Annotated in this window: 12 protein-coding genes; 6 read left to right on the forward strand and 6 right to left on the reverse strand. The window is 61.7% G+C overall.

Features of this window, described 5'->3' with window-relative positions:
* The first annotated feature begins 1,106 nt into the window (after positions 1 to 1,106).
* The 5 genes from ACQKEN_RS10650 to ACQKEN_RS10670 all read left to right on the forward strand — a co-directional run bounded on the left by ACQKEN_RS10650 (position 1,107) and on the right by ACQKEN_RS10670 (position 6,796).
* Positions 1,107 to 1,535 (forward strand): hypothetical protein, encoded by a 429-nt coding sequence (locus ACQKEN_RS10650; RefSeq protein WP_427685428.1) that lies wholly within the window; start codon positions 1,107 to 1,109, stop codon positions 1,533 to 1,535.
* A gap of 172 nt (positions 1,536 to 1,707) precedes the next feature.
* Positions 1,708 to 2,385: a response regulator transcription factor gene (locus ACQKEN_RS10655; RefSeq protein ID WP_133777011.1), complete on the forward strand. Its 678-nt coding sequence runs from the start codon at positions 1,708 to 1,710 to the stop codon at positions 2,383 to 2,385.
* Positions 2,382 to 3,725 (forward strand): ATP-binding protein, encoded by a 1,344-nt coding sequence (locus tag ACQKEN_RS10660; protein ID WP_427685429.1) that lies wholly within the window; start codon positions 2,382 to 2,384, stop codon positions 3,723 to 3,725. Before ACQKEN_RS10655 ends, ACQKEN_RS10660 begins: the two co-directional genes overlap by 4 nt.
* A 298-nt stretch (positions 3,726 to 4,023) precedes the next feature.
* Positions 4,024 to 5,361, forward strand: coding sequence for a dicarboxylate/amino acid:cation symporter (locus ACQKEN_RS10665; RefSeq protein ID WP_427685430.1), 1,338 nt, complete (start codon positions 4,024 to 4,026; stop codon positions 5,359 to 5,361).
* A gap of 253 nt (positions 5,362 to 5,614) precedes the next feature.
* The gene (locus tag ACQKEN_RS10670; RefSeq protein ID WP_427685431.1) at positions 5,615 to 6,796 is read left to right on the forward strand and encodes a CaiB/BaiF CoA transferase family protein; all 1,182 of its coding nucleotides are present in this window, start codon (positions 5,615 to 5,617) and stop codon (positions 6,794 to 6,796) included.
* Positions 6,797 to 6,805: 9 nt separating this feature from the next.
* On the opposite strand, the gene ACQKEN_RS10675 is transcribed toward ACQKEN_RS10670, so the two are convergent.
* Both ACQKEN_RS10675 and ACQKEN_RS10680 read right to left on the reverse strand, forming a co-directional pair.
* Entirely contained in the window at positions 6,806 to 7,300 is a 495-nt protein-coding gene (locus ACQKEN_RS10675) for a SprT family zinc-dependent metalloprotease (protein WP_265388771.1), read from the reverse strand.
* Positions 7,301 to 7,608: 308 nt separating this feature from the next.
* The gene (locus ACQKEN_RS10680) at positions 7,609 to 8,211 is read right to left on the reverse strand and encodes a Yip1 family protein (protein ID WP_427685432.1); all 603 of its coding nucleotides are present in this window, start codon (positions 8,209 to 8,211) and stop codon (positions 7,609 to 7,611) included.
* 430 nt (positions 8,212 to 8,641) lie between these two features.
* Here ACQKEN_RS10680 and ttcA point away from each other — a divergent pair, with 430 nt between their 5' ends.
* Positions 8,642 to 9,466, forward strand: a complete 825-nt coding sequence (ttcA, locus tag ACQKEN_RS10685; RefSeq protein ID WP_427685433.1) for a tRNA 2-thiocytidine(32) synthetase TtcA — start codon at positions 8,642 to 8,644, stop codon at positions 9,464 to 9,466.
* A 214-nt stretch (positions 9,467 to 9,680) separates the two neighbouring features.
* On the opposite strand, the gene ACQKEN_RS10690 is transcribed toward ttcA, so the two are convergent.
* From ACQKEN_RS10690 to ACQKEN_RS10705, 4 genes are all read right to left on the reverse strand, one after another.
* Positions 9,681 to 10,598, reverse strand: coding sequence for a dihydrodipicolinate synthase family protein (locus tag ACQKEN_RS10690; RefSeq protein ID WP_427685434.1), 918 nt, complete (start codon positions 10,596 to 10,598; stop codon positions 9,681 to 9,683).
* A 251-nt stretch (positions 10,599 to 10,849) separates the two neighbouring features.
* Entirely contained in the window at positions 10,850 to 11,887 is a 1,038-nt protein-coding gene (locus ACQKEN_RS10695) for a trans-3-hydroxy-L-proline dehydratase (protein WP_427685435.1), read from the reverse strand.
* A gap of 198 nt (positions 11,888 to 12,085) precedes the next feature.
* Positions 12,086 to 12,808, reverse strand: a complete 723-nt coding sequence (locus ACQKEN_RS10700; RefSeq protein WP_074892335.1) for an amino acid ABC transporter ATP-binding protein — start codon at positions 12,806 to 12,808, stop codon at positions 12,086 to 12,088.
* The gene (locus ACQKEN_RS10705; protein ID WP_108120509.1) at positions 12,801 to 13,451 is read right to left on the reverse strand and encodes an amino acid ABC transporter permease; all 651 of its coding nucleotides are present in this window, start codon (positions 13,449 to 13,451) and stop codon (positions 12,801 to 12,803) included. The genes ACQKEN_RS10700 and ACQKEN_RS10705 overlap by 8 nt, the downstream gene beginning before the upstream one ends.
* Between the last annotated feature and the right edge of the window lie 4 nt (positions 13,452 to 13,455).

Consider the following 13,455-nt stretch of genomic DNA (forward strand, 5'->3'; position numbering starts at 1 on the left):
CCCACCGCCTTCGCGAGCAAGCTCACTCCTACAGTAGATCGGTGTTGGCCGGGATTTCGGCGTCATGCACAGAACCTGTGGGAGCCGGCTTGCTGGCGAACGCGGTGGGTCAGGCGACATTGATGGCACAGGAAAATTGCATTCGCGGGACAAGCCACGCTCCTACAGTGGATCTGCGTCGGATCAGGAAATCGCGGTTGCGGGCAAATCGATTGGTGGCGAACGCAAAATCCAACGGCTGGGCAGAACCTGTGGGAGCCGGCTTGCTGGCGAATGCGGCGGGTCAGGCGACATTGATGGCACAGGCAAATTGCATTCGCGGGGCAAGCCACGCTCCTACAGTGGATCTGCGTCGGATCAGGAAATCGCGGTTGCGGGCAAATCGATTGGCGGCGAACGCAAAAGCCAACGGCTGGGCAGAACCTGCGGGAGCCGGCTTGCTGGCGAATGCGGTGGGTCAGGCGACATTGATGGCACAGGCAAATTGCATTCGCGGGGCAAGCCACGCTCCTACAGTGGATCGGCGTCGGATCAGGAAATCGCGGTTGCGGGCAAATCGATTGGTGGCGAACGCAAAATCCAACGGCTGGGCAGAACCTGTGGGAGCCGGCTTGCTGGCGAATGCGGTGGGTCAGGCGACATTGATGGCACAGGCAGACCGCCTTCGCGAGCGAGCGCGCTCCTACAGTAGAGCTGCGTCGACCGCGAGATCGTGGGCATCCGCAACACCGGTTTGCGGCGAACGCAAGGCGCAGGCACACGCAAACCTGTAGGAGCGTGGCTTGTCCCGCGATCGGCTGCGAAGCAGTTGTAAACCTCACGACGCCATGCCTGCTGACACACCGCATTCATTGTGTTGCTGCCGCTGCGCGCCAGATCGCGGGACAAGCCACGCTCCTACAGTGGATCGGCGTCGGATCAGGAAATCGCGGTTGCGGGCAAATCGATGGGCGGCGACCGCAAAATCCAACGGCCTGCGCAAAACCTGTGGGAGTCAGCTCGCTGACGAATGCGGTGGTTCAGTACATGTTCAGGAGGGGTTCAGCGCTGGCTGGGTATGCTCCACACCGTACCCAACAAGGCGCCTGGCGCCGGAGGACCTGCTCATGCTGACGTTCAACAAGCTCTTTCTGGCGCTGGCGTTTCTTGGCAGCAGCGCGGCGGCGCAAGCGGCTGATGGCAACGCGGACCTGTCTCGCACCGATTTCGGCAAGAACACCGAACGCGCCGACCGCCTCAATGGCCTGCGCCGCAGCCTTGCCAGCAGCACTCAAGTCGGCAGTTGGAGCCAGACCTTCGCCCAGCAGCCTGTGGATCATCCCTACGCCGCCGGCTACGGAAATCTCACCGCCCGCGTCAACGGCGTGAGCCTGCCAACGGGCAATCTTCCGACCGCTTACGTCGCGCAAATCCCCGTGCCGAGTACGACTAGACTGTTCGACACCCGCTTACCGGTCCGCACCGTGCAGCAGCCGCCCTCGCTGAGCCTGAGCGAGAGTCAGCACACCTATTTACCCGTCCACTACGTTTTATAAGCCGGTTTTATAAGCCGCCAGCCTGTTTTTCGCGGTGTCTTGATTGCACAATCGCTGCCGGGCTCGTCACACTGCACGCGCTCGGCAGCGTCGTTGAGAACTCTTGAAACGAGAGACTCTTTAAGCAAGAGAATCATGAAACAAGGGGTATGCCTTTGCCTGGGAGAGCGTCATGAAATTGCTGGTTGTCGAAGATGAAGCCCTGCTGCGTCACCACCTGCAGACCCGCCTGACCGAAAGCGGTCACGTCGTCGAAGCGGTGGGCAACGCCGAGGAAGCGTTGTATCAGGCAGGTCAGTTCAACCACGACCTGGCGGTCATCGACCTGGGCCTGCCGGGTGTGGGCGGTCTCGATCTGATCCGTCAACTGCGCGTGCAGAACAAGGCCTTCCCAATCCTCATCCTGACCGCGCGCGGCAACTGGCAGGACAAGGTCGAAGGCCTGGCTGCCGGCGCCGACGACTACGTGGTCAAACCGTTCCAGTTCGAAGAGCTCGAAGCGCGCCTCAACGCCCTGCTGCGCCGCTCCAGCGGTTTCACCCACTCGACCATCGTTGCCGGCCCGCTGAGCCTGGACCTCAACCGCAAGCAGGCTTCTCTGGACGAACAGCCGCTGGCGCTGACCGCTTATGAATACCGGATTCTCGAATACCTCATGCGTCATCACCAGCAAGTGGTGCCCAAGGAACGCCTGATGGAACAGCTGTACCCCGATGACGACGAGCGCGATCCGAATGTGATCGAAGTGCTGGTCGGGCGACTGCGGCGCAAGCTCGAAGGGCCTGCCGGCTTCAAACCGATCGACACCGTGCGTGGCCTGGGCTACCTGTTCACCGAGCGCTGTACATGATTCGTTCGCTGCGCCTGCGTCTGATGCTGGGCGCCGCGACCTTGGCCGTCATCTTCATGCTCCTCATGCTGCCGGCGCTGCAGAGTGCTTTCAGCCTGGCGCTGGAAAGCTCCATCGAAAAGCGTCTGGCGTCGGACGTCACCACGCTGATCTCCGCAGCCCGCGTCGAAGACGACCACCTGCTGATGCCGTCGTTACTGCCCGGCGAACAATTCAGCCTGCCCGACAGCCGCTTGCTCGGTTATATCTATAACCGCGCCGGCAAACTGGTGTGGCGCTCCCGGGCCACCGAAGACGAAGCCATCGACTACCAGCCCCGTTACGACGGCCGCGGCAATGAATTCGCCAAGATCCGCCAACCCAACGGCGAAGAGTTCTTCGTCTACGACGTCGAAATCAAACTGCTCGGCGGGCGCAATGCCGCCTTCAGCATCGTCGCCCTGCAACCGGTGCGTGAATACCAGGAAACCATCTCCGGCCTGCGCGAAAAACTCTATCTGGGTTTCGGCGGCGCGCTGCTGGTCCTGCTGATTCTGCTGTGGGGCGGGCTGACCTGGGGGTTGCGCGCGCTGCGCGGCATGAGTCAGGAACTGGATCAGGTCGAGGCCGGCTCGCGGGAAAGCCTCAGCGAAGAACACCCCAGCGAACTGCTGCGCCTGACCGATTCCCTCAACCGCCTGTTGCGCAGCGAACGTGAGCAACGTATTCGTTACCGCGACTCCCTCGACGATCTTGCCCACAGCCTGAAAACCCCGCTCGCGGTGTTGCAGGGCGTCAGCGAACAGTTTGCCAAACGGCCGGAAGACCTGGAGCAAGCGCGGATTCTGCAATCGCAGATCGAGCGCATGAGCCAGCAAATCAGCTACCAATTGCAGCGCGCCAGCCTGCGCAAAAGCGGGCTGGTGCGTTATCACGTTGCGCTGAAACCCGTGGTGCAAAGCCTGTGCAACACGCTGGAAAAGGTCTACCGCGACAAGCGCGTCAACGTCGTGCTCGACCTGCCGGACAACGGCCAGGTGCAGATGGAAGAGGGCGCTTTGCTGGAGATGCTCGGCAACCTGCTGGAAAACGCCTACCGCCTGTGTCTCGGCGAGGTGCGCGTGAGCTGGCGGTCTTCGATGATGGGCGACGAGCTGTGCATCGAAGACGACGGGCCGGGTGTTCCGGAAAGCCAGCGCGCACGGATTCTCGAACGCGGCGAGCGGCTGGACACGCAAAACCCGGGGCAGGGCATTGGTCTGGCGGTGGTCAAGGACATCATCGAAAGCTACGGCGCGCAGCTGACCCTCGGCGATTCGGAACTCGGCGGCGCGGCCTTCCGCATTCAGTTCGCGATCTAATCCTCACCAAGAGCACTGCGTTCGAGGCGGATACCCGCCAGTGTGGCGGGTGATTTGCCGGCAAACGGCGGAAAACCGCCACTGCCTTCCCTCCAGTAGGTCTACTGTTAACCACGCGGTTTACGGAATCCGGGCCTGTCACACGATTTAACAACTATGGCACGGTGCTTGCGATGCACTGGGCAGAGGTCTGCCGCGCGCAGCTCGACAAAAACAAATCCCTCCGAGCAGGAGGGTTCGCACTTTAGGCGTCTCTGCAACAGGAATGCTGCAGACCGATGCTCTTGAGGAAACTGCAATGACGACTCGTCAGCCCATCTATAAATCCCTGTACGCCCAGGTGATCGTCGCGATCATCGTCGGTATCGCCCTTGGCCACTGGTACCCCGAAACTGCCGTAACGCTCAAACCGCTGGGTGACGGGTTCATCAAACTGATCAAAATGGTCATCGCACCGATCATCTTCTGCACCGTCGTCAGCGGCATCGCTGGCATGCAGAGCATGAAATCCGTGGGCAAGACCGGCGGCTACGCGCTGCTCTACTTCGAAATCGTCTCGACCATCTCGCTGATCATCGGCCTGATCGTGGTCAACGTCGTCCAGCCGGGCGCCGGCATGAACATCGACGTGTCCACCCTCGACGCGTCCAAAGTCGCGGCCTACGTGACCGCCGGTAAAGACCAGAGCATCGTCGGCTTCATCCTCAACGTCATCCCGAACACCATCGTCGGCGCATTCGCCAACGGCGACATCCTGCAAGTGCTGATGTTCTCGGTGATCTTCGGTTTCGCCCTGCATCGCCTGGGCGCGTACGGCAAGCCGATCCTGGATTTCATCGATCGCTTCGCCCACATCATGTTCAACATCATCAACATGATCATGAAGCTCGCCCCGCTGGGCGCGCTGGGTGCCATGGCGTTCACCATCGGTGCCTACGGCGTCAGCTCGCTGGTGCAACTGGGTCAGCTGATGCTGTGCTTCTACATCACTTGTCTGCTGTTCGTGCTGCTGGTGCTGGGCTCCATCGCAAAAGCTCACGGCTTCAGCATCCTCAAGCTGATCAAGTACATCCGTGAAGAGCTGTTGATCGTGCTGGGTACCTCGTCGTCCGAGTCGGCGCTGCCACGCATGCTGATCAAGATGGAGCGTCTGGGCGCGAAGAAATCCGTCGTCGGTCTGGTGATCCCGACTGGTTACTCGTTCAACCTCGACGGTACCTCGATCTACCTGACCATGGCCGCAGTGTTCATCGCTCAGGCCACCAACACCCACATGGACATCACCCATCAGGTCACCCTGTTGCTGGTGCTGCTGCTGTCGTCCAAAGGTGCGGCAGGCGTGACCGGTTCGGGCTTCATCGTACTGGCCGCGACGCTGTCCGCCGTGGGCCATCTGCCGGTGGCCGGTCTGGCGCTGATTCTGGGCATCGACCGCTTCATGTCCGAAGCCCGCGCCCTGACCAACCTGTGCGGTAACGCCGTGGCAACCCTGGTTGTCGCCAAGTGGGTCGGCGAGCTGGACGTTCCGCAAATGCAGGCTGAGCTGGCGTCTGGTGGTCGTGCCATCGACAACACCGCGCCGACCGACGACCTGGGTGTGGCCGAAACCGCGCCAACCCCTGTTGTACGTTCGTAAGCTGCACTAGCGGTAAACGTTGTTGAAAAAGCCTGTCTTCGGACAGGCTTTTTTATGGGTTAACGCGATGCGATTCTTTGTGGGAGCCGGCTTGCTGTCGGAAGCGGTGGGTCAGAGCCTCGGATGTTGGCTGACACACTGCATTCGCCAGCAAGCCGGCTCCCACAGTGGGTACTTCGGTTCATCCAGCGTATTGCCCCTCGCCGTGCGTGCACCTACTCTGAGCCACCCGTTGGCTATCCGAGAACGCCCCATGCACGGTCCGCTGTCATCGCTCAAAGTCCTCGATTTCTCGACATTGCTGCCCGGGCCATTCGCTTCGCTGTTGCTGGCGGACATGGGCGCCGAAGTGTTGCGCATCGAATCACCCACCCGGCCGGACCTGCTGCGGGAATTGCCGCCCCATGACCACGGCGTCTCCGCCAGTCACGCCTACCTCAACCGCAACAAACGCAGCTTGGCCCTGGACCTCAAGCAGGCCCAGGCCCTTGAGGTGGTCAAGCGACTGGTGGCGGATTACGACATCGTCCTGGAGCAGTTTCGGCCGGGCGTAATGGACCGGCTGGGGATCGGGTATGAGGCGTTGAAGGCGATCAATTCGCGGCTGATCTACGTCGCGATCACCGGTTACGGCCAGACCGGGCCGTATCGCAATCGCGCCGGCCACGACATAAACTACATGGCCGTGGCCGGGCTGGCCAGCCACACCGGGCGCAGGGACAGCGGGCCGTTGCCCTTGGGCGTGCAGGTCGCGGACGTCGCCGGTGGTTCGCTGCATGGGGTGATCGGTTTGCTCGCGGCGGTGGTCGCCCGTCATCAGACCGGGCAGGGTCAGTACGTCGACGTCAGCATGACCGATTGCGCGTTCAGCTTGAACGCCCTGGCCGGCGCGGGGTATCTGGCGGCCGGCGTCGAGCCCGAGCGGGAGGCGCAGATGCTCAACGGCGGCAGTTTCTACGATTACTACCGCAGCCGCGACGGCCGATGGTTTTCGGTGGGAGGCCTGGAACCGGCGTTTCTCCACGGGATGTGCGCCGCGCTGGGGCGACCGGAGCTGGCGCGGCTGGGTCTGTCGTGGGTGCCCGACGAACAGGCCTCCCTCAAGCGAGAGCTGGAAATCGAGTTCGAGCGCCGCAGTTCTGATGAGCTAGAAGCGCTGTTCGCCGGGATCGATGCCTGTGTCGAGCCGGTGCTCAGCTTCTCCGAAGCGACCCTGCACCCGCACATTCAGGCGCGAGATATGCTGACGCAGGTGCCCCTGGGCGATGGCAGCACTCAAGTGCAGATGGCCTGCCCGGTGAAGTTTTCAGAAGGACTGCCCGCGCCCCGGCACATCGGCGTGGCCGCCGGCGCGCAATCCGCCGAGGTGCTGGCCGAAGCGGGGTTCTCCGCGCAGGAGATTGAATCGATGGGGGAGGCGGGGGTGTTTGGTTGAAGCGGGCAATCACTCCACCCGCGTCTCGCCGCTGAACACCAGAATCTCCCGGCAGCGTTTGCACAGATAGCGGCGGCCCTTGCGCACCAGCTTGTGGCGCTGGGCGGTGAATGGGAAATCGCTTTCCGGACACGGGCAGCGGTAGATGTAGCGGGTCACGCTGCGGCGCTGGATTTCGTAGGTGTGGCAGCGGTTCGGCGGCAGCTCGTAGACGCCGCGCATGATCAGCTGCCATTCCTCGCCATGGGGCTGGATGGTGTCGCCGAACAATTGATGAGCGACCAGATGCGCCACCTCGTGGGGGACGGTCTGGCGCAGAAAGTCTTCGCTGTTTTCGAGGTACAGCTGCGGATTGAAGCGCAGCATGTTCTCGTGCAGGTGCGCCACACCAGCTTTCTGGCCGCGCAGTTTGACGCTCACGACCGGCCGCTTGAAGGGGCGTTTGAAGAAGTCTTCGGCTTGTTGGTAGCAGGATTCGACGCGGGTGTTGAGTGGTTCGAGCATGCTTCATCGGTCTCCAGAGGAGGCGAGTATGCCGCAAGCTTCTGCACCGCCAAAACCCAAAGCGCCGAATGGTCTGCTGGAATGGAAGGCGCGCGCTCGCACCGAAAACGTCCGGCCCGACATGATCCGGCACGAGACAACCTGGCCTGGCCTGGCACCGCGCACCCTCTGTAGGAGTGAGCTTGCTCGCGATAGCGATCTGTCAGGTAAAACCACGTAACCGTCGAACCGCTATCGCGAGCAAGCTCACTCCTACCGGGGCGGGGTATTGCCGACATGATGCAGTGTTCCGGCGGATCGGGGCCTGATCAGTTCGTATACTCCGGCCCGAGCCCGACGCCCCACAGCACCACCGTAAACGCCATGATCGCCACCAACACCACCAGCCCGACCGCAAGCACCGAGCTTGAGAACATGAAGCCTTCGTCCGGGTGTACGCCCATGAACACCGGCAAACCGACGTACAGCAGATACACCGTGTAGCAGACCGCCGCGAACCCGACCATCATCCCCAGCCACATGTGCGGGTACAGCGCGGCCAGCCCGCCGAGGAACAGCGGCGTCGCCGTGTAGGTGGCGAACGCCACGCAGCGCGCCAGGCTGGGCGTGGCGTCGTAGGTGCGGGCCATCCAGTGGATGAAACCGCCCATGACGCCCACCCCGGCGAGCATGGCGGCGTACGACATCAACGCCATCCATACTGCGCTGCCGCTGGTCAGCATGACCGGCGCCCGGTCGCCGATCTGCCAGCCCACCTGCGTCGTGCCGATGTACGCCGACACCGCCGGGATCGCCGCGAGGATCAGCGTATGGGTGAGGTACATATGGCCGATGCTTTCTTCATCTTCGCCACGTATCTGTTGCCATTCCTGATCGGGGTGGGTGAACAGCCCCAAGACGTGATGGATCATGTCCGTTACTCCCGTGATGTATGCCAGCGCTTGCGACGAAGCGCCCGACCGCCAGATGCCGTCAGGACAAGGCCACAATCGATCAAGGGAAATGGCTGCGACCTCTCAGGTCAGTATAGAAACCTGAGCACCCGAAAACCGGCGGGCTTAGAGCGATTGAGGTGTTCAAGGGCTCTGCTAATACCGGGTGGTAATCAGCCGCCCATTCAAACCGATGCACGAGTAGGGCTTTTGGAGGAGCCCGCTTGCTGGCGAACCTGGCACGGCGGACACTTCGTTGTCGACTGGACGCGGGAATTCGCCAGCAAGCCGGCTCCCACAGCAGGGGGAGCTTCACGATGGCTGTGCATTACCCAACCGGGGCTTTTTGCGTAAAATGCCGACCCTTTCCCCACGTCTCTTCCCACCACAGCGAGCGGATACCAGCGCCATGGGCACCCTTTCAGTCAATCAGAACAAACTGCAGAAACGTCTGCGTCGCCTCGCGGGCGAAGCGGTGGCGGACTACAACATGATTGAAGAGGGCGACAAGGTGATGGTCTGCCTGTCCGGCGGCAAAGACAGCTACACGCTGCTGGACGTGCTGCTGCATTTGCAGAAAGTCGCGCCGATCCACTTCGACATCGTCGCGGTGAACATGGATCAGAAGCAGCCGGGTTTCCCCGAGCACGTCCTGCCGGCGTACCTGGAGCAATTGGGCGTCGAGTACCACATCGTCGAGAAAGACACCTATTCGGTGGTCAAGGAATTGATCCCGGAGGGTCGGACCACCTGCTCCCTCTGTTCGCGTTTGCGTCGCGGCACGCTGTACACGTTTGCCGATGAAATCGGCGCGACCAAGATGGCTTTGGGGCACCACCGAGACGACATCGTCGAGACGTTTTTCCTGAACATGTTCTTCCAGGGCAGCATCAAGGCCATGCCGCCCAAGCTGCGCGCCGACGATGGCCGCAACGTGGTGATCCGTCCGCTGGCGTATTGCGCCGAGAAGGACATTCAGGCGTATTCGGACTTCAAGCAGTTCCCGATCATCCCGTGCAACCTGTGCGGTTCCCAGGAAAACCTGCAGCGTCAGGTGGTCAAGGACATGCTGCAGGACTGGGACCGCAAAACCCCGGGCCGCTCCGACATGATTTTCCGCAGCCTGCAGAACGTCCAGCCGTCGCAACTGGCGGACCGCAACCTGTTCGACTTCACCCACCTGCGCATCGACGAAACCGCCGCCTCGCGGTTTGTGAATGTGGTGAATGTGTAAGGGCGAATGCGCCGGCTCATCCGCCGCAAAACCGTAGGAGCGTGGCTTGTCCCGCGATCGGCGACGCAGTCGTCGTGAAACCTGCAAACGCGGGGCACCTGACTCCCCGCAGTTGTCAGTTTGCTGCCGCTTCGCGCCAGATCGCGGGACAAGCCACGCTCCTACCGTAGATGGTGCGGGGCTCACGTATTCGTTCACCCCATCAAAGCGCGTGTTACAACGCCACATCCGGCAACACCGGCTTGTTCGCCAACGCGGTCTTCATCAGTTTCTCGACATATTCCCGATCACTGTCCGGCAGCGCCAGGCGCGGTGGGCGGGTGAGGGCGCTGCCGCGTTCCATGATCGCTTCGCACAGCTTGATGCACTGCACCAGGTCAGGACGCGCATCCAGGTGCAGCAGCGGCATGAACCACTCATACAGCGCCATCGCCTCGGCAAAACGCCCGGCCTTGGCCAGACGGAACAACGTCTCGCCCTCTTTCGGGAAGGCGTTGGACATCCCCGACACCCAGCCCACCGCGCCCACCGCGACGCTTTCCACCAACACATCATCCAGCCCGGCAAACAGCACGAAGCGATCACCGACTTCGTTGCGCACGTCGATAAAGCGGTTGGTGTTGCCCGACGAATCCTTGAAACACACGATGGTGTCGCAGTCCGCCAGGGAGATGAGGATGTCCGGCGTCACGTCGTTCTTGTAGATCGGCGGGTTGTTGTAAACCATCATCGGCAGGTCGGTGGCGGCGGCCACGGTGCGGAAGTGCGTGGCGGTTTCGAAGGGCTTGGCCGAGTACACCAGCGCCGGCATCAGCATGATCCCGTCAGCGCCGGCTTTCTGCACTTCCTTGGCGACAGCGCTGGCGTTGGCGCTGGTGAACTCGGCAATGCCGGAAATCACCGGCACGCGCCCGGCCGAGGCATCTTTGGCCGCTTCCACCAGGCTGATCTTTTCAGCGACGCTCAGCGAGGTGTTCTCGCCCACCGTCCCGCAGATCACCAGGCCCGACACGCCATCGCGCACCAGGTTGGAAATGACCTTGTGGGTCGCCTCCAGATTGAGGGAGAAATCGTCGTTGAATTGCGTGGTAACGGCAGGGAAGACCCCGCTCCAGGATACAGACTGGCTCATGATTGACTCCTGATTGAGTAAAGGTATTTCGTATACGTTTAATTTCGGACGAATCACGCCCAACGATTGCTGCGTTTAATCAGTACTTCAGGCCGCCCCGATACCCTGTAGGAGTGAGCTTGCTCGCGATGCGGTGTGTCTGCGACGGATGCGGTGACTGACACAACGCATCGCGAGCAAGCTCACTCCTACAGGGTTTTGCATTCATTCAGAAAAATCGGTTTCGCATTTATTGAAAGCAGCCGCAGCATTTACAGCTTCAACCCCACCGGCCACGTATCACTCAACTTGTACCCCTCCGGCCACGGGTCGCTCGGGTCGAGCATGTGCTGGTGCGTCCCGGTGATCCACGCCCGCCCGGACAGGCTCGGGATGATTGCCTTGCGCCCGGCCACTTCGGTCTCGCTCTGGATCTTGCAGTGAAACTCCGAGCCAATGATCGAACGCCCGATAAACCGGTCGCCCACCTTCAGTTGGCCCTTCGCATGCAACACCGCCAGCCGCGCCGAACAGCCGGTGCCGCACGGCGAGCGGTCGATCTTGCCCGGGCGAATCACCACCGCGTTCGCCGCATGGGCCACACCGCCGTCAAAGCTGACCGGCGCGGCGATCTGGCAAAACGAAATGTGATTCCAGTCCTTGTTCAACGGATGGCTGAAACCCAATTGCTCATTGGCGGCCTTGGTGATTTTCAGGCCGGTTTCCACCAGATCCTTCGCTTCATCGGCGGTCAGGGAAAAGCCCAGCTTCACCGAATCGACGATGGCGAAACTGTCGCCGCCATAGGCGGTGTCGACCTGAATCGAACCCAGCCCCGGCACCTCGATCCATACGTCCAACTGATCGGCGAAAGACGGGTGGTTGTGCACCTCGACGCTCGTCACCTTGCCGTCACGACACTGGGCGATCGCCTCGATCAACCCGCCCGGCGCCTCCAGGATCAGGCGGGTTTCCGGCTCGGTCATCGGCAGGACTCCGCTGTCCAGCAGCACTGTCGCCACGCACAGGGAGTTGGAGCCGGACATCGGCGGCACGTCGGCCGGTTCCATGATGATCCAGCCCATCTGCGCTTTCGGGTGCTTGGGCGGCACCAGCAGATTGACGTGGCGAAAGACGCCGCCGCGGGGCTCGTTGAGCATGAAATTGCGCAGCACATTGTCCTTCTCGATCCAGCGCGACTGCTCCCAGATCGTGTCCCCCGGCGGCGGCGCAACCCCGCCAACAATCACATCGCCCACCTCACCCTCGGCGTGACAACTGACCACGTGAATCACTTTCGATGAGCGCATGACCTTGAGGCCCTTCTGTCGGACACGGTTGAACTGATAAAGGAGATCGACCTGTAGGAGCCGGCTTGCTGGCGAACACGTGGTGTCATTCACCGCCCTGGTGACTGAACGGACGCTTTCGCCAGCAAGCCGGCTCCTACAAATGTGTTATGTCAAACACCACAACGTGGATTGACCTCCTGCTGAATCCTCATTTACTTAATTGATCGATCTCAAAAAATCCGCCGTCTCCGGACGCTGCGGGTGGCCGATCACCTGATCCGGCGTGCCAATCTCGTGCACCAGCCCGTTGCGGAAAAACGCCACGCGGTCGGAGACGTCCCGGGCGAAGCGAATCTCATGGGTCACCAGAATCATCGTCATGCCGTCCTCGGCCAGCATGCGCATGGTGTCCAGCACCTCGCCCACCAGCTGCGGATCAAGGGCCGAGGTCGCCTCGTCAAACAGCATGTAATCGGGCGACATCGCCAACGCCCGGGCAATCGCCATGCGCTGTTGCTGACCGCCCGAGAGCTTGCCGGGAAACACCTTGAGCTTGTCGCCCAGGCCGACATGGGTCAGTTGCTTGACCGCCAGCGCCTCGGCTTCGGCCTTGCTTTTGCCCAGCACCGTGCGTGGGGCCAGCATCACGTTTTCCAGCACCGTCAGATGGGGGAACGCGTTCCACTGCTGAAAGACGATGCCGATCTTCTGCCGCAGCTTGTTGATGTCCGTGCCCCGGGCGTGAACCTCGGTGCCGTCGACGCGAATGCTGCCGCTCTTGATCGATTCCAGCCCGTTGATGCACATCAGCAGCGTCGACTTGCCCGAGCCCGAACCGCCGATGATCGACACCACTTCGCCCTTGTTCACCTGCAGGCTCACGCCCTTGATGACCTCAAGCTCGCCGAATGACTTGTGCACGTTGTCGATCTCAATCATTTTCCTGCCACCTCGTTTCCAGCCGGGCGCCCAGGCGAGCGACCACCAGACTCATGACGTAATAAATCAGGCCGGCGATGCACAGCACCAACAGCGGCTCCTGAATGCGCGTGACGATGGTTTGCGAGGCGCGCAGCAGTTCGACGATGCCGATCCACATCACCAGCGCCGTGTCTTTCATCACCCCCAGCAGCAGGTTGATCCAGCCGGGAAACGCCACGCGGGTGGCCATCGGCATGACGATCTGGCGCAGGTCCTGCCAGTACGTCAGGCCCAGCGAACGGCTGGCGCGGCGTAACGTGAGCGGCACCGACAACACGCCGCTGCGCACAATCTCCGTGCAATACGCGGTGACGTACAGGCCCAACACCACGCAGGCCACGGCGAAGGCGCTCCAGTTCAGGCCGACAATGCTTTTCAGCGCGTTGAACAGCACGAACTGAATCAGCAATGGCACGCTGCGAAACACGTCCAGCACCCACGCCAGCGGAATCGTGCTGCGTGGCAGCAGGGCGCGGGCCATGCCGCAGACCACCCCGGCCAGCGTGCCGATGAACATCGACACCACGGTAAGCAAAATCGTGACCCAGGCGCCCTGAAGCATGAATTGCAGGTCGTTCCAGGTGAACGTGCTCTCGAACATGCCC

It is taken from the genome of Pseudomonas sp. NPDC078416, from assembly GCF_050268485.1.
GTDB lineage: Bacteria > Pseudomonadota > Gammaproteobacteria > Pseudomonadales > Pseudomonadaceae > Aquipseudomonas.